21 protein-coding genes are annotated in these 25,945 nt (G+C 43.5%); 1 reads left to right on the plus strand and 20 read right to left on the minus strand.

Annotated features, from left to right (window positions below; translation table 11 throughout):
* Positions 1–46 precede the first annotated feature (46 nt).
* From KAI36_RS18790 to KAI36_RS18865, 16 genes are all read right to left on the minus strand, one after another.
* Positions 47–1,243, minus strand: a complete 1,197-nt coding sequence (locus KAI36_RS18790) for an MFS transporter (RefSeq protein WP_023989672.1) — start codon at positions 1,241–1,243, stop codon at positions 47–49.
* 34 nt (positions 1,244–1,277) lie between these two features.
* Positions 1,278–4,019, minus strand: a complete 2,742-nt coding sequence (locus KAI36_RS18795) for an alpha-L-rhamnosidase (RefSeq protein WP_220025712.1) — start codon at positions 4,017–4,019, stop codon at positions 1,278–1,280.
* 268 nt (positions 4,020–4,287) lie between these two features.
* Positions 4,288–5,292: an ABC transporter ATP-binding protein gene (locus KAI36_RS18800; RefSeq protein ID WP_220025713.1), complete on the minus strand. Its 1,005-nt coding sequence runs from the start codon at positions 5,290–5,292 to the stop codon at positions 4,288–4,290.
* Entirely contained in the window at positions 5,276–6,265 is a 990-nt protein-coding gene (locus tag KAI36_RS18805) for an ABC transporter ATP-binding protein (RefSeq protein WP_103744708.1), read from the minus strand. Before KAI36_RS18805 ends, KAI36_RS18800 begins: the two co-directional genes overlap by 17 nt.
* Before the next feature lie 64 nt (positions 6,266–6,329).
* Positions 6,330–7,265, minus strand: a complete 936-nt coding sequence (locus KAI36_RS18810) for a DUF1177 domain-containing protein (RefSeq protein WP_103744709.1) — start codon at positions 7,263–7,265, stop codon at positions 6,330–6,332.
* Between the two features lie 13 nt (positions 7,266–7,278).
* The gene (locus tag KAI36_RS18815) at positions 7,279–8,550 is read right to left on the minus strand and encodes a M20 family metallopeptidase (protein WP_103744735.1); all 1,272 of its coding nucleotides are present in this window, start codon (positions 8,548–8,550) and stop codon (positions 7,279–7,281) included.
* A gap of 134 nt (positions 8,551–8,684) precedes the next feature.
* A complete protein-coding gene (locus KAI36_RS18820) occupies positions 8,685–10,277 on the minus strand; it encodes an ABC transporter substrate-binding protein (protein WP_023989678.1) in 1,593 nt (530 codons plus the stop codon).
* 35 nt (positions 10,278–10,312) lie between these two features.
* On the minus strand, positions 10,313–11,221 hold the full coding sequence (locus KAI36_RS18825) for an ABC transporter permease (RefSeq protein ID WP_103744710.1): 909 nt from the start codon (positions 11,219–11,221) through the stop codon (positions 10,313–10,315).
* A gap of 34 nt (positions 11,222–11,255) precedes the next feature.
* Positions 11,256–12,266: an ABC transporter permease gene (locus tag KAI36_RS18830; protein ID WP_181016545.1), complete on the minus strand. Its 1,011-nt coding sequence runs from the start codon at positions 12,264–12,266 to the stop codon at positions 11,256–11,258.
* Between the two features lie 405 nt (positions 12,267–12,671).
* Positions 12,672–13,073, minus strand: a complete 402-nt coding sequence (locus tag KAI36_RS18835) for a hypothetical protein (protein ID WP_023989681.1) — start codon at positions 13,071–13,073, stop codon at positions 12,672–12,674.
* Between the two features lie 21 nt (positions 13,074–13,094).
* Positions 13,095–13,421: a hypothetical protein gene (locus KAI36_RS18840; RefSeq protein ID WP_025721045.1), complete on the minus strand. Its 327-nt coding sequence runs from the start codon at positions 13,419–13,421 to the stop codon at positions 13,095–13,097.
* A 351-nt stretch (positions 13,422–13,772) separates the two neighbouring features.
* Positions 13,773–14,975 carry an MFS transporter gene (locus KAI36_RS18845; RefSeq protein WP_103744711.1) on the minus strand — a complete coding sequence of 401 codons (1,203 nt, stop codon included), beginning with the start codon at positions 14,973–14,975 and terminating at the stop codon, positions 13,773–13,775.
* Between the two features lie 108 nt (positions 14,976–15,083).
* A complete protein-coding gene (locus tag KAI36_RS18850) occupies positions 15,084–16,046 on the minus strand; it encodes a helix-turn-helix domain-containing protein (protein WP_103744712.1) in 963 nt (320 codons plus the stop codon).
* A gap of 543 nt (positions 16,047–16,589) precedes the next feature.
* On the minus strand, positions 16,590–17,573 hold the full coding sequence (locus KAI36_RS18855) for a sensor domain-containing diguanylate cyclase (RefSeq protein WP_103744714.1): 984 nt from the start codon (positions 17,571–17,573) through the stop codon (positions 16,590–16,592).
* Between the two features lie 24 nt (positions 17,574–17,597).
* On the minus strand, positions 17,598–18,404 hold the full coding sequence (locus tag KAI36_RS18860; RefSeq protein ID WP_025718044.1) for an alpha/beta fold hydrolase: 807 nt from the start codon (positions 18,402–18,404) through the stop codon (positions 17,598–17,600).
* Between the two features lie 183 nt (positions 18,405–18,587).
* A complete protein-coding gene (locus KAI36_RS18865) occupies positions 18,588–19,142 on the minus strand; it encodes a TetR/AcrR family transcriptional regulator C-terminal domain-containing protein (protein WP_103744715.1) in 555 nt (184 codons plus the stop codon).
* A 195-nt stretch (positions 19,143–19,337) separates the two neighbouring features.
* Here KAI36_RS18865 and KAI36_RS18870 point away from each other — a divergent pair, with 195 nt between their 5' ends.
* Positions 19,338–19,832: a nuclear transport factor 2 family protein gene (locus KAI36_RS18870; protein WP_103744716.1), complete on the plus strand. Its 495-nt coding sequence runs from the start codon at positions 19,338–19,340 to the stop codon at positions 19,830–19,832.
* An 88-nt stretch (positions 19,833–19,920) separates the two neighbouring features.
* On the opposite strand, the gene KAI36_RS18875 is transcribed toward KAI36_RS18870, so the two are convergent.
* The 4 genes from KAI36_RS18875 to licT all read right to left on the minus strand — a co-directional run bounded on the left by KAI36_RS18875 (position 19,921) and on the right by licT (position 25,375).
* Complete coding sequence (locus tag KAI36_RS18875) at positions 19,921–20,757, minus strand: methyl-accepting chemotaxis protein (RefSeq protein ID WP_023989690.1); 837 nt, start codon at positions 20,755–20,757, stop codon at positions 19,921–19,923.
* Between the two features lie 275 nt (positions 20,758–21,032).
* The gene (locus KAI36_RS18880) at positions 21,033–22,490 is read right to left on the minus strand and encodes a glycoside hydrolase family 1 protein (protein WP_220025714.1); all 1,458 of its coding nucleotides are present in this window, start codon (positions 22,488–22,490) and stop codon (positions 21,033–21,035) included.
* 30 nt (positions 22,491–22,520) lie between these two features.
* Complete coding sequence (locus KAI36_RS18885) at positions 22,521–24,434, minus strand: beta-glucoside-specific PTS transporter subunit IIABC (protein ID WP_220025715.1); 1,914 nt, start codon at positions 24,432–24,434, stop codon at positions 22,521–22,523.
* 107 nt (positions 24,435–24,541) lie between these two features.
* Positions 24,542–25,375, minus strand: coding sequence for a BglG family transcription antiterminator LicT (gene licT, locus KAI36_RS18890; RefSeq protein WP_013311326.1), 834 nt, complete (start codon positions 25,373–25,375; stop codon positions 24,542–24,544).
* Between the last annotated feature and the right edge of the window lie 570 nt (positions 25,376–25,945).

Below are 25,945 nucleotides of genomic sequence, written 5' to 3' on the forward strand. Positions count from 1 at the left end.
GCGGTTCTCCGCCCGTTGAAAAAATCACTATATCGGATACATCCCATTAACTGTGGACTGCCGCTTGAGTTTTGCTTCCCTTTCCTCTAATAGCGATTCCCAGACAAAGGAGTGCTGCAATCGTAAATACAATCGCAGAAACAAGGAAAGAAAATGAGGCCGTTTCATTTCCAGACAACACGCCAACTAACTTGATCACATAAGGCGAAGCAAACGCTCCCAAATTGGAACCTACCATCGCAATGGAAATGGATAAAGTCTCACTGCCTTTAGGTACGATTTTAGTTAGTATGGTAAAAATATAAGGAATAAACAGCGCAAAACTAAAGCCAATGATCAGCATGGCAACGGTAACCATGGTAACATTCTGAGCAAACCATAGTAGTACAAAACCTGTTGCTGTTAATAGACTGGAGATAAAGGGAGCGTAATTTCTAAACCATTTATAGATTCTACCAAACAAGAAGCCTGCAATCATGGTGGACAAGGAAAACAGCGTTAACGCAGTTCCTAAAAAACCAGCATTGGGCATACTCTTTTCAGCAATCATAATGCCTGTTTTGGTATATACAATCATGATAAAAGTCATAAACAGAAAAAGTGCAGCCCCTAATCCAAGTACAGGTATGGATATTCCCCCGCTCTTGTGACCCTTTTCTGTCGAGTTCTCTACTGTAGGCTCCCCGCGCTCTGGTTCGGGAATGATCAGAAAGAATAATAGCGCAATAGGAATGGTGATTCCATAGCATAAAAAAGCGAACTGCCAGTCGATTAGGGCGAGCTGTCCTGCCACAAAGGTAGCCAAGCTGCTTCCGAGCCCTTGAACGGCGCTTTGAAAGCCTACTAATTGAGCACGTTCATCCCCTTCAAAAAAATCACTAATTAAACTGACTGCCAGTGAATTAAACATCCCGAGACCTGCACCTAGTACCAAACGCAGCGCAAGAATCCATGTAATATTCGTCGTGAACATGGGAAGTATTCCGCCGATGACTACGAGCAAAAGCCCTAGCAGGACTGTATTTTTTTTACCCAATCGGGAAGAAATCGGGCCACTCAACAGCACAAACAGCATCATCGAGAAGGATGGAATCGTGACTACGCTTTCAATCAGCGAACTGGAGACGCCTGATAATTGGTTCAGCATCATCGGTATGACAGCCGAAATGGCACTCGCTGACGTCAGGACTAAGGAAATGGATAGCAACGCCGTTTTAAACAAAACTTTGTTCTTTATATTCATTAAGCTCTCACCTCTAGTCTATGTTATTTAGCCTCTAGTTGCATCTGTACTGGAACGTATACTGTCCTGAACCAACCGTAAACGTCATTTCATGATCTCCGCTCTTTTGGAAAATCACCTGTTCCCCAGTAGAACCTAATTTTCCGGCCAGCTCCTTTGGTACATCTCCAGGCGGATACTGAATCGACGGATATTGCATAGCAATGGTCTGCTGTAGTGCATCCGGTTCCATAACGCCCGGAAGTGTAATCTCAGCCGTCGTATTATGTGGCACGTGAACCGTCATCTTCATTTCTTTATTCACGATTTCCCATTGGACTTCAAGCGTGCCATATGGCGTCTCCAGCTTGCCATGGGCCGAAGTAAGATTGGCAGGCGGTTTAGGAGCTAAACGTGATTTTTTATAGCCCGCTTCAAGCACATCGATTCCGGCAATATTTTGGTACATAAAGTCTCCTACTGAACCGTACGAATAGTGATTGAACGAGTTCATATCGGTGCTCCAGAATGAGCCGTCCACTTTGATGCTATCCCAATGCTCCCACATGGTCGTTGCTCCCCGTTCAACCTGATAGAGCCATGAAGGATAATCATTTTGAAATAAAATGTTATAAGCGACATCCGTATAGCCATGGTCGGATAAAACCAGACATAGATAGGGGGTGCCCACAAAGCCGGTATCCAGATGCATATCATTTTTTTCTATGAGCCGTACGAGCTCCTGGATCACTTGTGTTTTATACTTATCTGGCACCAATCCGAAGTGCAAAGCCACAACCTGTGCAGTCTGGGTATTGGAGGTTAATTTGCCCGCGTCATCGAAGTAGCGGTTCGCAAAAGCCGTTTTAATCCCTTCATGCAAGCTTTTATATGTGTTGTAATCGGTATAGCGATTCAGAAGTTTGGCCGTCTGTGCCAAAATATGAGTCGAATACGCAAAATAAGCAGTGGCCACCAGCGTTCCGTCGGTCGCCCCAAAATAGCTTCCTTCCTCGCTATCCAGCGCCAGCCAGTCTCCCAGCTGCAAACCGGTATCCCAAAGACATTCTTCGTTCCCCTGGGTGCGAATATAATCCACCCATGCTTTCATACTGCCATACTGCTGCACTAAAATTTGCTTATCCCCATAGCATTGATATAGGGTCCACGGACATATAACCGCCGCGTCTCCCCATGCTGCCGTCGTTTTGTCCATATTATCGGCAAAGGTTCCTTTGAGGACATCCGGCACTACAAAAGGCACTGCCCCATTTTCCAGCTGGTTGTAAGCCAAATCCCTAAGCCACTTTCGGAAGAAGGAAGCTGCATTCATATTGAAGCTGGCAGTTCTAGCAAAAATCTGTGCATCGCCGGTCCAGCCTAATCGCTCATCACGCTGCGGACAATCGGTTGGCACATCCAGGAAGTTCCCCTTTTGCCCCCACACAATATTGTGTTGAAGTTGATTCAGCTTTGGATCAGATGTCTCAAACACCCCGATCGTCTCCATGTCCGAATGCAGAACAACACCCGTAAAATCTTCAATCGTAACGTCATCAGGAAAGCCCTCAAGCTTCACATATTGAAAGCCTTGAAAAGTGAAATGCGGCCTAAATATCTCCGTCCCCTTCCCGCTGCAAATGTACGTAATCTGCTGCGCTGCATCACGAATATTATCTCTGTAAAAGTTCCCTTGCTGATCCAGCACTTCACCATGAACCAAATTCAGAACCGTACCTTCGGGGGCTTCCACTTTAAATTCCAGCCAGCCTACCATATTTTGACCCAAGTTAAGCACCAGCTCACCTTTAGGAGTTCGAATGAGTTCAACAGGCTTCAATCGGTTCATCACACGGACAGGCTCGTTCTCCTGAGCAATCAGATGACTTAACGGGAACGAGACGACCTGCATCATTTTCCGTTCGGTTAAGGAGCTATGTTCGGCTGCCTGCTGCTCAAGTCGGGCATCATAGATTTCGCCGTTATAAATATCCGACATTAAAATGGCACAGCTCGTTTCTTCCCAGGAAGAATCAGAGCAAATGACTTCAGAACGGCCATCTTCATAACTAATCTTCATTTGAAATAACAATGCATTCGTGTTCCCGTAGGTGTCCTTGCGCTTTTGCCAGCCCAAATAACCGCTGTACCAGCCTTCTCCCACCGTGGCTGTAATTCGGTTATGTTGTTCTCGAATGGTAGAAGTCACGTCATATGCTTGTACCTGGACACGATCGTTATAATCCGTCCATCCCGGGGTAAAGTAGACATCGCCCACTCTTTGTCCATTGAACTCCAGTTCATACAGCCCAAGACTTGTAGCATAAATGACTGCTTTTTTCACTTTTCCCTCAACCGAAAAATATTTGGAAGCGGCAAAAGGAGCCCTTGTCTGAAACTGTTCATGGATGCTCCGCTCCTTGGCTGTGATCCATTGTGCCTTCCAGTCCTGCTCATGGAGCAGCCCCATTTCCCAAAAGCCGGACTCACTCCATTCCGATTCTTCTGGTTCTGTGTCACCCGCTCCCTGAGCCCATACTTTTACCCGATAATAATATCTTTGTCCTGATTCCAGCGGGGGGCCTTCATAGGGAAACAAAATGGATTGATCCGAATAGGTAAAATGATTCCAAATCAGCGGTTCAAAAGTGGGATGAACGGATACTTGCAATTGGAAACGTTTTTGAGAAACATACATTTTTTCAGATTCGATCTGCCAACTTAACCGCGGTTTTAGACAACCCAATCCAATCGGATTATTTAAATGCTCGCATCTAAGCGCTTTCACTTTTAGCATTCTTATGTCCTCCCTGAGGTCTTCTTTTGTGTTTCTATATTCAAATTAAAACGCTTCCATTGATTGTGCGCAATGTTGTATCCCTGCATGTTATATGCTTGATTTACAGGTGTTGAAATTCCACCCCTTATATTGAAGCTTAAAATGGATTTATTAGAAAAATATGTGCGTTTGCAGAGCAGCTACACTTAAAAAAAGCCTGAATCCGTTTGAGAAGGATTCAGGCTTGATTCTTGCTAGAAGGTCTACCTATTCTTTTTCAGCTGGCTTATGCCTGTCCGGCTATCGCCGCTTGTTCCGGCGTGGAAGCTGGATACAAGTGACAGGCTACCTGCCGCCCCGGTGCAGCTTCGGCAAAGATGGGCTGTACTTTGCTGCATATCTCCATGGCTGCCGGGCAGCGGTTATGAAACGCACAACCACTTGGCGGATTTTCTGGACTGGGCACATCCCCTTTAAGTACAATCCGATCACGCTCCGCTTCCGGATCAGCTACAGGTACCGCAGACATTAGCGCCTTTGTATACGGATGCAGCGGCTCTCTGAACACTTCTTGGGTCGGTGCGAGTTCGACCAGCTTGCCCAGGTACATCACACCCACGCGGTCGCTGATAAATTTGACTACCGACAGATCATGAGAAATGAACATATACGTCAGATCATATTGTTTTTGCAGGTCCTTCATCAGATTGAGCACTTGCGCCTGTATCGACACATCGAGGGCCGAGACTGGCTCGTCACACACGATAAATTTGGGATGAAGCGCCAGTGCCCGTGCGATCCCGATCCGCTGGCGTTGACCACCCGAGAACTCATGCGGATAACGATGTGCATGATAAGGAGACAATCCGACCACTTCGAGCAGCTCTTCCACCCGCTCTTTGAGCTGCGTTTTGCTTAGCTTTTCATGCGTGATGAGCGGTTCTTCCAGCACCTGCTGTACCGTCCATCTGGGATCAAGCGAAGCAAACGGATCTTGAAACACCATCTGCATATCCATTCTGAATTTGCGCAGCTGCTCTGTGTTCAGCTTACGTATATCCGTGCCATTAAACAGAATCTCTCCATCCGTCGGTTCGATCAATCTGAGAATTGCCCGTCCAGTTGTGGATTTGCCGCAGCCGGATTCTCCCACGATTGCCAGGGTTTCACCCTGCTGTACAGTCAGGTTAATACCATCCACCGCTTTGACTGCTCCCACTTGTTTGGAAAAAAGTCCTTTTTTGATCGGGTAGTGTTTTTTCAAATTACGTATTTCAAGCAGTGTACTCATGATATCCCTCCTGCTGTAGCAAGCAACGGCTTTTGTGTCCGGGTTCCACTTCTGTAAGCTCCGGTGCCTCTGCACGGCAAATTTCCTTGGCAAACTGACAACGTGGTGCAAAGCGGCAGCCTTTTGGCATATCAAGTGGGTTGGGAACCTGGCCCGGAATGGAAGCCAGACGCTCCTGATCACTGTTTAATTGTGGCAGTGAGGCTAGCAAACTTTGTGTATACGGATGCTTGGGATCTTTAAAAAGCGTTTTTACATCGGTTTCTTCTACCACTTGTCCGGCGTACATAATCACGACCCGATCGCACATTTCAGCAACGACACCAAGGTCATGAGTAATCATCAGAATGGAAGTTCCTTCGGACTTCTGCAGCTCACGCATCAAGTCAAGAATCTGTGCTTGAATGGTTACATCTAGTGCCGTTGTCGGTTCATCGGCGATCAGCAGTTTCGGATTGCACACCATCGCCATCGCAATCATCACCCGTTGGCGCATCCCGCCCGAGAGTTCATGCGGATAAGAAGCGGCTACTTTTTCTGGACGTGGAATTCCCACTTTCGTCAGCATGTCCACAGCCATGTCTTTCGCTTTGTGTTTGCTTACACCGTGGTGGTATCGGGCAGACTCCGCAATTTGCTTGCCGATTTTGAATACAGGATTTAGCGAAGTCATTGGCTCCTGAAAAATCATAGCCATCTCGTTGCCACGAATCGAGCGCATTTTCCGCTCCGAAAAATCCAGTATGTTTTCACCGTTAAACCGTACTTCTCCAGCGGCAATTTTCCCAAGTCCCTTGGGGAGGAGCTGCATAATGGAAAGGGAGGTAATGCTCTTGCCGCACCCGGATTCGCCAACGATTCCGAGTGTTTCGCCTTTGCCAACCGATAGATCGACGCCATCCACAGCCCGAATGGTGCCAGCCGCAGTCTTAAACTCCGTCCGGAGGTTGGTTACTTCAAGCAGTTGTGCCATGCCCTCTTCCTCCTCCTTGTCTATCATTGAACCTTCATGTTCTTTTTAACTTAGGGAATAAAGCTTATTCAGACTTGCCCATCGTTTGCAGATGCTTCATGGTACCGTACAGTTTAGTAATATGTTGAAACTCCTTTTCCGAATGAAAAGAGCATTGCCCACGTCCATAAGCTTTGGCTGTTTCTACAGCCAATTTGGCCGCCAGCGCAATATCGCTTTCGTGGCTGGCCCCCGTTGCACTGCCTGGGACAGGAGCAGCGGCCGTGATGGCTACACCAACCACTGGAGCGGAAGTTGCCACCGCTGGTTGCAAAATGCTGTTGATGTGATACAGGTCGTTACCATAAGGTGTGATGTCCTGCGTAGTTACAGCAAACGTGACACACGGTTCGCCAGTAACGGTCTGAACAATATCGACGAGGTCTTCACTAATTCGTAGCACGTAGCCTTCACGTACCGTCGGGGAAATGGCAATACCTTTATGGTTAATGACCCGATTCCCTTTGGTCGTATCAATGGACAGGATCGCTTCCATTTCGGGTGTCACTTCATATTTGTTCATCGTCAAAATATCTACGGGTGAATCCATAAATGGAACCGGATCATGGGGCTGAGTGGGTGCATCTGGACAAATATGTGTACAGATGATCACGTCTCCATCAAGCACATCTCCTTTGGACTGCATGCTCAAAAGTTTAGCTGCCGCCGAAATTGCCGCTGCCGCACCGTCACCATCGGAAACAAATCCAATCATTTCCGGTCGTGCTCCAAGTCCACCAAGTCGCCCTACTACACCCAAGGTTGGAGAATCGCCCCCCTGAATGCGACCCGTTTTACCGGCAATGACAATTTTAATAAAATCCGTAGAGCCCTTTTCACCTTTCACGGTGGAGACCGTAATCTCCGCTTGACCCAGTTGTTCCAAATAAGCTTTGACTTCTGCCCCGCTGGCAAACGGACTATCCAAAAGGTCATAGACTTCAAAAACTTGTTTCATCATACGGCAGATCCCCTTATGCTTCTTTTTGTGTTGTTTTCAGATATTTAAGCGCCGTCAAGGCGTATACTTTCGCAGATTGAATGATCTGCCATACCGGAGCTTTTTCATTAAAATTGTGAATGGTCGACAGTTCGGCAGGCCCGTATTGCAATACCGGGATGTTGTATTTGCGGAATGCACGGGCATCGCTGGTTGCCCATTGCAGTACGCCATAGGCCTCTTTACCGCTGACCTCAGCGATAGATTCCACAAGCTCCTGTACAATCGGCTCGGTTGGAGGGGTCCAGTTGGCATTACCATAAAATCCGAATTGTTTGGGTTCCGCGTCAATGCCAACACTTGCAAGCAGTTCTTTGGCTTTGGCCAGTACATCGCGGTGGTCTACGCCAAATGGAACACGGGAATCCACTTGCACTGTGCAACGGTCCGCAACCACATTGACTTTGGTGCCTCCCTGGATCGTACCAATGTTCACTGTTACATGATCAAACGCTTGTCCATAGCTTGGGTTCTCACGTTCACTTGCATAACGCTTGGAAATTTCAATGATCTCTTTGACTTCTTCCGGGATGTGCGGCTTAATGTCCCACAGTTGTTGCAGCGCTTCAATCCCTTTTGCTGCCTTCAAAATAGCACTTTCACCTGCTATCGGCTGCAAACTGCCATGACCCGGTGTGCCTTCAACGGTAAATTCAAACCAGCAGCTTCCTTTTTGCCCGATGGTCGGGTTTTGCGGGCCGGAAGGCTCTGCGATCACAGCAGCCGTTCCTTCAATCAGCTTTCTTTCCAGCACCCAAGGTACTCCAAGATGTCCCCCGGTTTCCTCGTCTGGAACTACAAGCAACGACAACGCACCTTCGAGTGGTACGCCTAGTTTGGAGAACAGCGCAACGGTAAATATTAATCCGCCCAGTCCTGCTTTCATGTCCGAAGCACCGCGACCCAGGAGATAGCCATCACGTATTTCACCACAAAACGGATCAAAATCCCAACGAGTACGATCCCCTGCCGGCACAACGTCTGTATGCCCACAGAAAATCAATTTTTTTCCGTCCGCCGTTTCAGCGCCATAATCAGAAATGAGATTCCACATATTCGGCCCGGATTCATGCACCGTTGTTTCTATACCTGCTTCTTTAAGATAGTCCATAATGAACTGACTAATTTCGCGTGAATCACCTGGAGGATTTTCCGAAGGAAACTGAATCAACCGCGAGCATAGCTCAAGCAATTCGTCCTGCCGTTTATCTATTTCATCAAGAACCAACGTTTTCCAATCTGTCATTTCCATTCAGTCCCTTCACGTTTTTCATTTAGCCAACTAAATTTTTTACGATCCATCGGGATCAGCTTCATACTTCAGGTGTAAAATGATAGCCTTCGGCTGTAAAAACCGAAGGCATAAGGTAAGATCACAACTTACTCTTTATTCAATGAATAGAATCGGATAACCTCATCTGGGTAGTAAACATATCCAGTGACGTCTTTGCTCATGCCAACAACCCGATTGTATTCATACAGGTACGCCCATGGCGAATCTTGATTTATAAGCTCTTGTGCTTTGCCATACAGCTCTTTACGTTTATTTTCATCTTGCTCTTTGCCTGCTTGTTCCCAAAGCTTATCCACTTCTGCATTAGCATAATGCATATAATTCGAGGAACCGCCGCTGTACATCAGGAACCCGAGATGGTAACCAGGGTCGTTGACGAAGGAAGTCCATTTGGAAATGTATGCTGTCAGGTTGCCTTCTCGTTGCTGTTCAAGGAACTGTGCACGAGCAACATTGACAACATTCATCTTTACGCCAATCTTGGCAAGTTCAGCTTGAATCAATACAGCATCATCTGCCCAGTCCTGGAAGCCGGAACCCAGTGTCAGGTCAAAATTAAACCCATTAGGATAACCCGCTTCTGTAAGCAGCTGTTTTGCTTTGTCCAGGTCGTGCTTGTAGCTGTAGCCCGCATCGGTGTAGCCAGGCGTGTTACTCGCTACAGAACTCTTCATTTGCTTTGCTTGACCGTACATGACATCGTCGATTAATTGGTCGTAAGGAATAGCATAAGCAATTGCTTGACGCACTTTTGGATCATTAAAAGGTTTGACTTTGTTATTCATGGCGAAATACAGAATCCGGTTACTTGCATTGGATTGAACCTTCAGATCAGCGTTGGTTTCCAGCTTCGAAACGTCCTTTGCAGGAATCTCAATCGCCATGTCCACATCGCCTTTATCCAGCAGAAGTACACGGTTGGAAGCTTCCTTGGTAAACTTCATCGTTACTTTGCTCAGATTTGGCGCTCCTTGCCAGTAGCTGGCATTAGCATTAAAGACAGCTTCTGTCGCAGGGTCCCATTTTTCAAGCTTGAACGGACCTGAACCTGCCGCATGTGTTTTCAAATAGTCGCCATCGCCATTTTCTTTGACAAGCACATCATCCACAATGGAGAAGTTGTACAATGACAGGATTTGCAGAAACATATGATTGGGTTGGGACAATGTAACGACAACGGTGTGCTCATCAGGCGCTGTAGCGGTTTTAATGGAGCTCATACCATACAGGAAGCTACCGGAATCGGAATTTTTAAGCCGCTCAAAGGAATACAACACAGAATTGGCGGTCAGCGGGTTGCCGCTTTGGAATTTAACGTCTTTACGCAGATGGAGCGTATAAGTCATGTTATCAGCGGACACATCCCATTTCTCAGCCAGCATGGGCTTAATTGCTTCCGTATCTGCCACTTCACCGCTATCCGTAGACTTTTTGCCATAGGTCACAAGCTGATCATAGAGCGCAAGCACAAGGGTATCCGATGTAAGATCACTTGCTTCAGCAGGGTCCATGGTTGACCCTCCCTCCGAGTAAGCAAGTGTAATCGTCTTTGGTGGGGATGGGGCATCTGCGCCTTTCTCTCCAGATGAAGCGGACGGGCTGTTAGCATTGCTCGCACAGCCTGCCGTCCATAGCAACGTAGACAAGACGACAATTAGAGAAAGACTTTTTTTCAACATGGCTTACGTTCTCCCCTTTAATGATCTATTTATTTTTATTTGCTAGAGCGCAGTCTAGGATCAAGAACATCCCGCAAACCGTCTCCAAGCAAATTGAAGCCCAAAATAGCTGTCGCAATTCCAAGACCCGGGAAGGTTACAATCCACCATTCACCGGAAATGATATACGCTCGCCCTTCTGAAATCATTGCGCCCCATTCAGCAATCGGGGGTTTCACACCGAGCCCCAGGAAGCTGAGACTGGCTGAGGTGAGGATGGCGAAGCCCATTCCAAGCGTTGCATTCACAAGCAGTGGGGCAAGTGCATTAGGCAAAATGTGGCGAAACAGGATCGTTCCGTTCGTTACACCGATCGCCCGGCTGGCTTCAACAAACTCCTTCTCCCGGAGAGAGATGGTTTGTCCGTGAATCAGTCTGGCGAATTCGGGTATGCCTACAATACCCACGGCGATGAGTGCACTCATCAGTCCTGGTCCCATCGCTGCAGCAATGGCCATGGCGAGTACCAACGACGGGAAGGCAAGCAGAATATCCATACAGCGCATAATAATGCTGCCCATTCGACCGCCGTAGAAACCTGCGATGGCTCCAAGCGGTACGCCGATGATAAATGAGATCGACACTGCGATCATCCCGGTCCATATGCTGATTCTCGCTCCATAAATAACACGACTGAGGATGTCACGTCCGTAATTATCGGTCCCAAACCAATGTTCTGCACTGGGCGGCAACAGCTTGTTCGCCGGGTCGGTTACATAAGGATCATACGGAACGATCCATGATGAGAGGATGGCAATGAGCGTCCACCCAACGATAAAAATGAATCCAATTAAAGCAAGCTTGTTGCCAAACAACAATCGCCAAAAGGTTTTTCGTTTCGGTATAGCGGCTGCATTAGGCTGAGGTACAGCCGCTTTTGCCACCAAATCACTTGCAGTGCTCATCCGAGTACCTCCCCCTACTTTTGTGCTTCGTTCATTATTCGTACCGGATACGTGGATCAATCAATCCGTAAACCAGGTCGACTCCAAGATTGATAAAGCTGTAAATCAGCGCACTTACGAGGGTAAATGCTTGAATCGGTGCGTAGTCAGCCGCCAAAATAGAGTCCGTCACATAGCTGCCCACTCCTGGCCAGGTAAAAATGGTTTCGGTAATAACCGCTCCACCAATCAGGTAACCGACCTGCAAACCAAGTACGGTAAGTGTTGGAATAAAGGCGTTAATGAGTGCGTGCTTATAAATAACAATTCCTTCGCGCAGACCTTTGGCTCTGGCTGTGCGAACAAAATCCTGACCGATCACTTCCAGCATGCTGGAACGCATCATCCGTGCCACAATCGCCATAGTGCCTGTACTGAGACAGACTGCTGGCAGAACCAAATGGGATAAACTGCTTTTTAAAGCTACAAAATCACCGGTCATCAAACTATCGAGCACATAAAGTCCCGTAACGTGCGTCGGCGGATTGATGTCACCGCTAATTCGACCCATGGGCGCAGGAGCGATGCCCCATTTAGCATAGAAGATATAAATGAATAACAGGCCAATCCAGAAAATGGGCATACATGCACCGATCAAGGAAAACACACGTGAAATGTGATCAACAATCGATTCTTTACGGGTTGCTGCCAGGATGCCGATTGGGATTGCCACCAGAATCGCAATAACCAAGCTTGCCAGCGCCAACTCGATGGTTGCTGGAAACCGGGTAGCAAAGTCGCTTGCCACTGACTGTCCGGTGTGATAAGCCTGACCCAGATTACCTTGGAACAATCCAACTACATAATGAAAAAATTGAATGTACTTCGGTTGATCCAGTCCCATGCTGCTTCGAATATTTTCAATCGTCTCGGGTGTAGCCTGTTCCCCCGCAAGCATCACGGCAGGATCACCCGGAAGCACTCTTGAGATCATGAATGTAATGACGACAATACCAAGCAGTGCCGGAATCATTTGTATCAATCTACGTAGTGTGTATACGGCCACAGCCTGTCCCCCCTTATCCGTAATTCCTCGTATCTTTGTCACCTTTCTTTTCATCACTTGTTATTTTTATTCATTGTACTAAGGAACAAGAACGGTTTCCACGTCCTGAATAACTAAAAATAATGACGAATTTTGTCGTTTTCGCACTAAAGTTACTCATCATGTTATTTAAATGTCGTGTTTTATTTGAATATAGAAATCAAAATCAGCATGATGCCAAAAAAAGCGGTCCCCTTTCAAAAGGAAATCGCTTGTTTTTTATATATAGATTGTAGTATTAGGCCGATCAGGAAAGGAGAAATAATCGCGAGCACTGCAAAGAACGAGGTGTTCGACTCAGCAGCTTGCTGTCCGGTCGCACCTTGGAGCGAGGGGGAGCGAAAATACGTATTGCTTTGTCTTTCTCTATAGATTTCCAGTCACGATAATACCATTTGCTCGCTTCAGGTGTGCTCTGACCCAAGCTATAAAGGAATCGATAAATATGCGCAATTCCGGCTCCTTGGCAGGCCAAGCATCCAATTCTGTTAATATCTCATGCCATATCGACTCCGGAATCGGATTATCCCAACAGGGATCAAAAGCCTCATACGTTTCCCCCGTATCAGGATCGTCAAGTGGATATTTGGACTTTAACGCAGACAACACGATATCAAAGTCATCTGCGTAGATAAAGATTATCTCCTCCAGCTTTGGTTCATCCGTATCCCCATAACGCAGCGGTTCAAAAGTATACCCAATATTGGCTCGTGGACCACTATAGCGATAGATTAGTGTCTGAATCTCTTTTTTGTCCTTCTTACTCAATCTCACCACTCCTTTCTTCGGCTACAACTCGAACCAATCCGCAGCGCATTTCTCTTCTTCCAGCACCCTGCACATTCCTTCCCTCAACCTCACCGCATCTCCGCCGCCGATATGAAATAGACAATAGATATAAGGTTCATCATCTTCTAACCCTTCAATATTCCTTGCCTCTTCCACTGAAACTTGGAGCGCCTCAGGCCAATCGAGATCATTCTGAAGCAGGGCAAAGCCATCCTCATCCCTTTGCATCCGATATCCGTCAATCCTAGGCAATGCTTCAGCTAAACGATCCATTAGCACTTGAATATCCTTAACATCTGCGACTTTAATTCCATACTCCCAACCCATTTGCATCCCTCCAATTTCATGAACTCCTCCTTAACTAGCCCCCCCCTAAATCGGATTTCACCTTCTCATTCACCTCAGGAGTTCAGTCGTAGTCCGAATATAAGAGGTACTTTTTTGTTTAAAACCACCCATTTTTGCTGGATTCCCATGATCCTCCCATTTTCCTTCTTCTTTTCCTGAATTTTCTTAAAACTTATTATTTCTTAAAACTTATTATAATAGATATCTAAACTATGTAGCTTATGAATTAGCAAATTGAGACCTTTTGACTATCATTCAAACCAGCAAACAAAATAGGCTTCTCGTGAATATAGCACGGAAGCCTATGGGTTTATCAAACAATTCTATTATTTATTTGGCCTTCTGAGATACCAGCTCACGATTCCCTTTTCTCTTTCTTACCCCCAACATAATGATGGCCATAACAGCTACCAGAGCTGCTATAAGAGCAAAAGGAATATATTTGTCCACCCGATATAGCGTCGTTGTCAAAATAGGAGCAATAATTGCAGAAATGCCTTGGACAGTGGCCACCAAACCAGCGGCTCCCCCTTGCTGTTCTTTACTAACAGAAAGAGAAGCCCCAGCCATAAATCCAGGCATAAGCAAGCCTGTACCTATACCAAACATAAAGAACGCAAAATAGTAAACGACCATGCTGGCTGACATGAGGAATATCAGCATACCAGCAATAAGGAACAGAGAACCGAGCAAAATCATCGGCTTGGGTTGCCATTTAAGCCATTTCATCTGAACGATCTGTACAATCAGCATCGCTGCACCGGAAAACATAAGTCCAAAGGAAACCACTCTTGCTGTTTCTTCGGATGAAAGGCCTAATTGATCTTGAAAATAAAATCCGCCTATAACCTGGATGGTCACAATGCTAATCATCGTAACCAAACCTGCAAACAAATACATTCGTAGACCGGGTTGAAACGGGTTAATCCGAGCTGGCTTTTGCTGAATAACGGGTTTGGCAGACGGAATTGCCAGCAAGGCCACTACAAATGCTACAGCCGCAATCACAATCCCAAAATATAGAGGCCACAGCAAGCCTATTAAAGTAAAGGCACCTGCAATAGCAGGCCCAAATACTAATCCAAGTCCATTGGCCGCACTAATGATAGCCATCCCACTGCCTCGATCTTCTCCCTCGGTCACATCTCCCATATAAGCTTGGGAGGATGACAATACCGCCGGGATAAACCCGCCGATCAAACCGCGTGTAACAATTAACAGGACTAACAGCAACCCCCCGCTGAGCCAACCGTTTAATCCTGCAAAAAGAGTAAGCGTAAACAGCAAGCAGCTTACACACATCCCTATGAATCCAAGCAGAATCACAGGCTTGCGCCCCTTTGCATCACTCAAATTCCCCCATATTGGGGCCATTAAGGCCATCGTTATGGAGCCAAGCGATATAATTAACCCAGAATGACTTTCTCTTAATCCCAACTCACGAATAAGGGGCGGCATAATTGGAGCAATGAGCATGAGCCCTAGCATAGCCACAAATACACTGAAAAAGATGCTCCCTTTTATTCTGTTCATCCTCGCACACTCCTCTGTTATAGATTCTCTCTATGCAGAAGTATACGAGTCACAGCACCACTCTACTGCCTATATACGGATTATTCTACGGTTAAACGGATTTTTATTTTAAAATACCTTCTTTAAGGACGATGGCTTCACTCCGTATTCCCGGAAAAATTGCTCTGAAAATGCACTCACATTGCTATATCCTACAGCCATCGCAGCTTCAGTCACATTGCTTTCTTGGCTTCGGAGCAGTTTCATCGCATAATCAAGACGAATTTGGCGCAAATATTCAAATACAGTAGTTCCAAAGCAGGCTTTGAATCCTTTTTTTAATTTAAAATCGTTTAATCCAACCTTTTTGGATAATGTGATCAGTGAGGGGGGATCAATCATGCTGGATTCAAGTATCTCCCGAGCCATATGCAGCTTTCTGACATCTTCTTTAGACAAACCTTCGGGCATAGGTGTTAAATCAAATAATTGAATCATAAATCGATTTAAAATCTCGAGTGCCGCTGCTTCCATTAACAAAGGCGATTTATGCACACTTTTCAAGTCTCTGATCAAATGTTCAATCATCACTATACTTCTGTGATCCAGTTCAAAACTAAAGTGATGGAATGCAGCTCCCTTAAGAATTTGATTAAATTCAATAGCTACCTGCCGACGAGCCGCTAACTGTGAAGCCGCAAAATTAAACAACGAAATCGGAATGCCAAGTGCAAATGATTTGTATTGTTCGTTAACCGGAGGATGAAAGCACGCTTTAAAATCCTGTAAAAAAATAAGTGCCCCCTGTCCCATCGGGAGTGTATAATCCAACCCAGCCACATTCACATGACGTTGACCCGAAAGCGCAAATTGGAGTTCAATCATTTGTCCACTGGAAGCAAAGTTCGTCGGATACGGCTCGTGATATTGAATATGCGAATACACGATCTCAATCCCACTATAAGTTGTAACTCGGTAGATATGTCCATGGCCCGCTTCCGGTAAAATCATATACGTATGCTCGTTCTGTTGTCTGAACGGTTTTTTTTCCAAATAATGCTGATATATTAATGATAACGAATTTGAATTCACAAGCGTCCACCTCAAATGTTTTCATTCATCCTGATTCTTCGAATGAGAATCGTTATCAATAATAGTAGCTGAATTTGTATGGTTTGACCAGACCTATTGGAGTAAGCTGTGGAGACATTCGGGGGTCTATTAATCCCAATCCATATAAAACGTTGCCTTCAATTTACCCTTCTCACATGCTGGACAGCTTAAATGATGAAGAACATTGTTTTCAATGTGTTCCTGTTTCATGACACTCGTGCATCTAGGACAAGCATAAGAAATCCTGTACTGGGATGAGTCGGATTTCATCTCTATAAACAATTCATTGCGTATAGCCTGACAGTCCGGGCACACATATAGAGCGTCATAAGCATCATATCTCGTCGAAGGATTGCCTATGAATTCCTCAATACATCGTTTAAGGGCAGCATCCTTTACAAACGAAGCAACGGATTCCAAACTCATATATGCAAGACCAAATCCTACAAATATGTTCTCAGTATAAGTACAGGTATCACAGTCCAGCTTGTACGCTTTCCCCATTTGTTCCCCTCTTTATATCTATCTCTTTACAAGATTTGCTGAATGAGTGATCCGATTTCTCCCGCCACTTTTGGAAGCATACAGAGCTAAATCCGCTTGATGAACAATTGTTTGTTCCGTATCCTCTTGCATAACCGTTGCCACACCAATACTCACAGTAATAGCATATTCTCCCCAATCCATCGAGGCCGTCGTGGAGCGGTATCTTTCCGCTGTAAGAATAGCTTCTTCTTGATCGTTGCCCGGAAGAATAATTACGAACTCCTCGCCGCCATACCGAGCGACAATGTCCCTGTCCCGTGACATGGATTGCAGTAATTCTGCCAGATTCGTAAGAACTAGGTCACCCACTGGATGACCATAAGTATCGTTAATACTTTTGAAACGATCAATATCAATGATAAGCAGCGAAAAAGATATTCCACTCTCACGAAAGGACGCGAGGCTAGCTAGTAATTGATCTTGGAAATACCTTCTATTTTTAAGACCGGTTAATGGGTCCGTTGATGCCATCGTTTCAAGCTGGAGATTAATCCTTTCTAGCTCCTGCTGTTTGATTTCATATTCTTCGTGCAACCGTTCAAGCTTCTGGTTCGCTTCATTCGTAGCCTGATATAATTCCTGAAGCTTGGTTTTGGTCTGCAGAATATCTCTCTCATGTTCAATTCGCTTACGCATCATAAGCACTACACAATCAATAACAGTTTCTCCGTTGCGTTCCTGGCGTACCCCGTTTAGAAGTACAGGCACATCCTGTCGATCACTTGTCCTAAACGAGAAGTACATCTCATCGACATGCCCGTACAACTGAATATAGGGATAAAAATAAGTATGAAAAAATAGCTTGTTGGTAACAGACATTGTGGATTCAATCGGCCGTCCGAGCAATTCATTACGATCATAAAGTAGCATATCCAATAAAGTTTGATTCACCGATTGAATGAAGCCAGAATCCGAGATTGAGAAATATCCACAGGGAGCTTTATCTAATTGAATATCCATTTCATGACTGCCTTTCTTCTGATATTACACACTGGCTAAATACTCTTTAATCAGATCGCTTGTTTCTCCTGGTTGACTTAAGTGAGGATAATGCCCCTTTGCCCTCATCTGTTGAAGCCTGCTGTTTTTAAGATGAGTATGTAAATAATTCCCTACTTCAATCGGAGCAATGCTATCGTCCGAGCACTGGAGAATCAGTGTAGGAACCGAAGCATGCTGGAGATCGACACGGCAATCCGAAAAAAAAGTCACTTCCGCAAATTGTCGTGCAATATGAGGGTCTCTTGAGCAAAAGGTTTTCTCCAACTCTTCGGTTAATTCCTGTCGTTCAGGATTCTGCATAACAATGGGTGCCAGGTAACTAGCCCAGCCGATGAAGTTCATTTGCATCATATCAAGCAATTCATCGATGTCACTCTTATCGAAGCCTCCATAATAATAGGGGAGGTCATTCACATAACGAGGAGAGGGACCGAGCATGACGATGCGCTCAAAATATTGGGGATTGCGGATAGAAGCAAGCATTCCGATCATACTACTAACGGAGTGTCCGACGAATATGACATTTCTTAATTCTAGCGCTTCCATAATATCTAGCACATCTTGGGCATACCCTTGTAAGTCGCTGTATTTTTCTGAATCATAGTACTTAATTTGAGAATCTCCAGAACCTACGTAATCAAATAAGACGATTTGGTAGTTGTCGATAAAGCTAGGGACGATATAACGCCACATATCCTGATCGCATCCAAAGCCATGAGCAAATACGATCGTTTGGCTGCCTGAGCCCAGCACTTTTACATTATTACGTACGAGGATGTCAACGGTCATTATAAATCACCTCTCTGAGGTAGTATCTGTTCTATCAGCTTCTTTTCATTATTATATCGGAAAAGATTTGATTATGGATAATGAATCTCATTCAGAAATACATGTACCCCATATTCTTCTAGTTCGGAGTAACTCTGTTCATTTAACTCATTCAAATTCATATCTGTATCCTCTACGCGGCATTTATTCATCTAAATGAAAATGTTTTTTTATAGGCAAGGGCATCGCAGAGAATATTAATTCGCCTAATTGCTCTGGAGATTCCTTCATGCCGTTCTCAAGCCAGTCCTTAGTCACATTCACTCCTCCATAAGCGTTAAACCTTATAGCAAAAAGGATGTCGGGAGGCAACGAAGTCCTATTTGTTTTCTTAAGAATATAATTGGTGTGGCATTCAACCGTATAGTTAAAGATATTATTATAAAAAGACAAGTGCGTATTGTCGTCAAAAGCCTTTTTAAAATAGATGTAATCCTCTTTAATAAACTCAACAATTCTCCCGGCAACACGTCCCCAAGGCTCTTTTTCTATATATTGTTCAATAATTTTATCTGCCTTATCACTATATATCCATGAAATCAGGTCATATTTACTGGAAAAATGATAATAAAACATCTGTCTGCTGACCTGACAATTATCAGTAATATCCGTTACGGTGATGGACTGAATCGGATGTATTTTGGCTAAGTCTATCAAAGATTCAGCAAGAAGTTCCTTAGGAGTTGTTTTTCGAATCATGTTAGCCCTCACAAAATTTTATTTTACATTTGTACACTATGAAGTATTTGTCTACATTTTTAACACTCTTAAAAATCAGTCTATTATTATTTAAGTGCCTATATTTTATACTAATGATGTAAATAGAAGCTGGACAGCCATCTGCCAAATGAAAAGGTGATGGTTCAAAATCTTTTTATAAAGGAGAATAACAGCATGAATCCCAAAAAGATTAAAAATGTAACTATTAATGCTTCATTCAACAGCGAGAATGAAGTTGCTAAAAAGAACATGGATGTCATTATAGACTTTTTTTCTTTATATTTAGGAGATACGGACAAGTTTTATTCTTTGTGGGTTGAAGATAATCCGGCTGTAATTACCCCATTTACCACTGATGATGTGGCAGTTTTGCACAATTCTGTTCAAGAAGGATGGGATGCTGTAAAAGGCTTCTTTAATCCCATTTTTAATGATCTGAAAGGGACATTCGAATGGACCATCGATGAGTTTATAGTCGGAGAAAATCCTAACACGATTGTGACAAAAACACGCAGCCATATTGATATCACAGCGAATGGACCATGGGGAGAAAATAAAAAAATAAAATACAACGGGATCTATGTCCAGATCTTTAAATTTGAAAACAATAAAATCAAATCTTTCGAAGAGTATTATGATACTGCACTGTTAAACCAACAATACTCGTAAATATTTACTATTAGAAAAAGTCTCGGCCTGTAATCTACATTTCCATTACGGAATGTACAATTCACAGACCGAGACTTTTTTTCATTCTTTATTCTGCTTCAACATCATCCGTAATTTTTTCTACTAACCCTCTCAAGCCGTGGTTGGTTACATTTAATTGATCAATAATATTCATAAATTCCGTTACAAGCTTGGCTTGCTCTTGGGAGGAAACCGCAATTTGTGTGATTTCTTGTTCCATGTTATAAACCGATTGTCTGACGGCTTGCAAGGACTGTTCAATCCGTCCGGTTGCTTCCTTGGTGCCCGTGGACATTTTTCGGATTTCTGTAGCCACAACCCCAAAACCAGCTCCTGCCTCACCCACTCGGGCTGCTTCAATTGCCGCATTTAATCCAAGCAAGTTCGTCTGCTCTGAAATTTCCTTAATGTAGCCGGCCACCTCAGTCACGTTACCGGAGTCCTCAACCGCCTGTTTAGTATTGCTTAAAATTTCTTCAGCAGTCGCACTAAGCTCCTCCGAATGGGCCGCCACATGCTGAATCCCTTCAACTAGCTTGCTTGTAACATCCTCGGCTTGAGTCATCAACTTCTTCAGTTGATCTTGATTATCCATACTATAGGTGATACACATTACGGCCTCGATCTCATTCTGTTCATTCTTAATCGGATGAAAGTAAGAATCAGCAGCGATGCCGAAAACTTCAGCAGCGTAACGCTCTCTGGTCTTTTCACCGCCTACTAGCATTTTGAAGTCTCTGTGTACATCAGGAAGAGGATCGCCTGCTTTGAAGTCATAAACTAAGCTTTTACCCGACTGAAAGAACAGAAATTTTTCCCTGTCCATTACGGAAATTGAAACATCTTGTCGTGCAGCTTCTTTGATAAATGGCATGGCGGTCAAAACAGCTTCTACTTGATTCATAATATGTATCCACTTCCTTATATTTTAATATAAGTCCTATCTTCTATTTCGACATTTTCACCCCATGTGTTTAGTGAATTTAAAAATAATATGGATGATGTTGAGCCCCTACCTATAAACAATATCCGTAGTTTCCTGAAGGGAATCCATTTTTACAGCCGGGATGCATATCCATTTAAGGTATTGTTTTCACTTCATAATAAATACAAGCAGCGCGTACCGATTAAAATTGGCACGCGCTGACGGTATGACTTTTATGAAACAGGCACTAAGATTTAATTCAACTGCTCTCCATTGGTTTCAATCACATTCTTATACCAATAGAAGCTCTTTTTTCTGGATCTGGCAAGTGTTCCTTTGCCTTCATTATCCTTATCGACATATATAAACCCATAACGCTTTTTCATTTCACCGGTTCCCGCACTTACCAGATCAATACATCCCCAAGGCGTATACCCTATTAGGTCTACTCCATCAGCAATCGCTTCTTTCATTTGCTCAATGTGTTGCTTTAGATAATCAATTCGATAATCATCGTGAATGGAGCCGTCTTCTTCCACTGTATCTACGGCGCCAAGGCCATTTTCAACAACCATTAACGGGATTTCATATCGGTTGTAAATGTTATTGAGGGACCATCTCAATCCCTGTGGATCGATCTGCCAATCCCAGGCACTTGCTTTCAAATGAGGATTCTTTAAGCCCATAGATAAATTTCCTCCCACCTTCTCCTGGTTGGGATCGGCACTGACACAAGTAGAGGAATAATAGCTGAAAGTATAGAAATCTACGCAACCTTCCTTTAAGATGTCCTCATCCTCTTCTTGCATTTTGATCTGAATGTTATGATCTCTAAAATAGCGTTTGGCAAATCCCGGATAAGCTCCTCTTACTTGAACATCTGAGCATAGGAAATTACTTAAGTTATCCTTTTGTTGAGCTAGCAGAATATCATCAGGATGGCATGTAAGTGGGTAGGAACACATATAAGCAATCATACAACCGATTTTAAAGTCCTTGTTGATTTCATGACCCAGCTTTACAGCCTTTGCACTGGCAATAAATTGATGATGCAACGCCTGATACAGAACCTGCTCATCCTTCACTGTAGCATGGGCAAGCTCTCCATTCCCCTCCGGCATCATAGCTCCAGCCATGAATGCTCCAAATGACAAGGTTAAAATATTGATTTCATTAAAGGTTAACCAGTATTTCACGACATCTTTGTATCTGTTAAAAAGCACTTCACAATATCTCACATAAAAATCTACGACTCTGCGATCTGACCAACCATTATATTTTTGGGTCAAATGAAACGGTGCTTCATAATGTGAGATTGTAACCAAAGGCTCAATATTATACTTTTTCAATTCTGCGAATACACGATCATAGAACTGCAAGCCTTGCTCATTCGGCTCTGCATCATCTCCGTTAGGAAATATTCTTGACCACGCAATGGACATTCTAAAGACCTTGAATCCCATCTCTGCAAATAAGCGGATATCCTCTTGATAGTGGTGGAAAAAATCAATAGCCTCGTGACTCGGATAGTTCACTCCTTCTTCCAGTATAGGTGTAATTCTTCGGGAAGTCGTATGTGTTCCAGCCGTAATCACATCAGCAGTGCTTAGGCCTTTACCTTCTTCATTATATCCACCTTCAAATTGGTTGGCAGCCGTTGCACCTCCCCATAAAAATCCTTGTGGAAATTCCAATTTAGTTGTATTTTTCATTGTTAATTCCTCCTCAACATTTAATTAAGATTAGACTACGACGGTCAATAAATCCTCTTGATACTCAATCTCCTTCTTCTCTGTTTCAATGACATCCAGGTAATTCGTAGTATTGGCAACGATAACAGGTGTGGTCAAAACATAACCAGCCTCTTTTATAGCTTCCATATCAAACTCCATAAGCAGCTGGCCTTTTTTAACAGCATCTCCCTGCTTTACTTTAGGATAAAAATGTTTGCCTTTTAATTTGACCGTATCTTTGCCTACATGGATGAGGACCTCAACACCGTGATCACTTGTAATTCCAATCGCATGACCTGACGAAAATAATGATGTTAATACACCATCTACAGGTGAAACGACCTTACCTTCAGAAGGTTCAATGGCAATCCCTTTACCCAGAGCACCTGTCGAAAAGGCTTCATCTGTTACTTCAGATAAAGACTTCACTTCACCTTTTAATGGACTCATCACCGTCTCTTGTTTTACTAAAACTTCTCCTTTTGCCGCTCCTGGTGTACTGTCTTCCTTTTTTGTTTCTTTCACTTCATCATCTTTAAATCCGCCAAAGAACATAAGCAAGAAACCTAATACAAAGCTTACCAGGATACCGATAACAGCCCCATAAAATCCGTTGTCTATTCCTGCCGGACTGATATAGCTCGGGATAGCGAAAATACCCAATCCACCAATAATGTAACCTTTAGTTCCCATCATTCCTATAATACCGCCGCCTACTGCGGATGCTATACAGCTTAAAATAAATGGTTTCTTACGTGGTAATGTAATCCCGTAAATTGCTGGTTCTGTCACACCAAAAATCCCGGAGATGACAGCTGGAATGGAAAGTGATCTCAGTTTTACATTTTTGGTTTTAAACAAGATCGCCAGTACGACGCCCGTCTGAGCAAAGGAAGCTCCCAGCGTAGCCGCAAGAATCGGATCGAATTTAAGCACTGCTAAATTGTTCATAGCGATAGGAACAAGTCCCCAGTGTAATCCAAAGATAACAAACACTTGCCAGAAAGCGCCCATGAGCATACCTTCAATAATCGGACTTAAGTTATACACAAAGAGGGTTCCAGCGCCCAGCAGTTGACCTGCCCAAGTCGAGAGAGGTCCAATCGCAATCAACGCTAAGGGTACAATAACTAGCAATGTGAAAAACGGAACCAAAAATGTTCTCACTACGCTAGGGATTACCTTTTTAAAGAAGTTTTCTATTTTTGAGCCTACATAGGTGGATATGATAATCGGAAGAACGGTTGACGCATAACTCATCAGAATGACCGGAATACCTAAGAAGGTGATATATACCGGTGACTCAAATATAGTACCGCTAAATAGAGTGTATAGTGGTTTGCCCGAGGCTGTTATCGTGCTAAATGTTGGGTACACAAGCGATGCACCTATAGCCATACCTATAAAAATGTTGGCATTGAACTTTTTAGCTGACGTATACCCCAGGAAAATAGGAAAGAAATAAAACAAACAATCACCTAAAGCATTGAGAATTTGATAGGTACCCGATGTAGTGGCCAGCCAGCCCAAAGCTACAAATAAGGCGGTGAAGCCCTTAATCATACCTGTGGCACTTAAGACACCCAGCGTAGGTGTAAATACACCTGAAATGGTATCAATGAATCTATTGAACAAACTCATTTTTTCACCTGATGCTTCTTCTGAATCTCCTGTCTGAAAACCGCCTACAGCAGTAACATCAGCATAAACCTCAGGTACATGGTTACCTATAACAACCTGGTATTGCCCGCCACTCTTTACCACAGTGACAACACCATCCATATTTTTTAAAACCTCTGTATTGGCTTTACTCTCATCTTTTAGTTTGAAGCGCAAGCGTGTAATACAATGAGTTAGACTATTCACATTTTCTTTGCCGCCGACATTACTGATGATGTCTTTTGCTAATGTCTCATACTTCATTGTAACTTCCCCTTTAATTGTATTTATAAAAAAAGGCAAAACCAAAATAGATCAAATTCGATCTAGGTTGGTTTCGCCTGCATTACCAGTAACAATCCAAGAGTTATTCAATTTTGTCTTTGGGTCACACGCTGAATATGAATCGTTATATACAGCTTTTCCTCATCTGACAATACCATATCCAAGTATTTCTCAATCTTCAGCATGCAGCCATAAGCCTTTTTGTACTTTGTTTTCACTTGCCTCCACAAAAAATCGTCTTCCAGTTCTACTTTTTCTTTTTTATTTAATCGCTGAAAGAAGAATCTTAAATGTGTAATAAATCGCTCATAACTGATCGAGTGTTCATCTATGGTGGTATTATAAGAGTATTTAATAATATTCAAGATGTCGTGTATTTTTTGAGTTTGCTGAGCAACATCTGCTACCTTGTTGTAGGAGCTGTTTACTTGAGCATTTATTAAATGAAGAGCAATATTACCTGCTTCATCTTCTGACAAACGTTTGCCTGTTTCGTCTTCAATGAACTCCAGTGCTTTTAATCCAACCGCAAATTCTTTGGGATAAAATTTTTTAATCTCCCAAATTAATGGATTTGCATTTTTAAACCCTTCATCAAACATTTTAAATGCATTGTTCATGTGATCCGTAAGCGAAACATATATATAATCGCTCAATTGTGCTTCTAATATGCTTTTTCCATATTCAATGATGTCATAGCATAACGAAACATATTCTGATGGAACATCCTCCAACAATAACTTAAATTTCTCTGAAGCATCTTTATGTTTAAGCACAAAGACCTTTTCAATTAGATGCTCTTCTACTTGTTCACCTGCACTCTTTTTGAATGCAATACCACGACCCATAACAACAAATTCATCTCTTTTTTGATCTTTGGCTATTATGGCGTTGTTATTAAATATCTTCGTTATGATCATCTAACTGCCCCCCTTATCCCATCAAATTTAAAAAAGGATTTAGTTGCTGGGCGAAATTTCAGATAGGTCACAAGACGGTAATAGCCGATCAAACCTTCGTCGTAAATCAAATTCAAATGTATTGATTTACAATTTCGTGTTATGAAAACGCATTCATAATAAGAGACAAAGCCTTACGTTTTCCCTGAATGATCTTGAGTGCTTCCAAACCGATCTGATATTCCGTTTTGAAAATGAATATAGTCGGTTAACCACGTCCTATGACATCATTTTTCGGATGTCGATTCGTTGGTCGACGTCATCATCTTTGTTGTTCAGCACTTGTAAGGCTTTATATCACTCACCTTTCTGCGTTATGGCTGACCAGATATTCATAGCATGCAGGATATCGTAAAGCTTGTATTCTAAAAAGAAAAGGCAAAACCCAACACATGGAAATCTAATTCCATGCCTCGGGTTTTGCCTTTTCAGTAACAATCCCAAGATCATAATAACATCAAATTTAAGTTTTGCCAACAAAAATGTTTGCGCTTTCTTTTTCGAGGCAACCACATCAAATACAGCACATTT

The organism is Paenibacillus sp. S02, assembly GCF_019454065.1.
In the GTDB taxonomy this organism is placed as follows: domain Bacteria; phylum Bacillota; class Bacilli; order Paenibacillales; family Paenibacillaceae; genus Paenibacillus; species Paenibacillus polymyxa_B.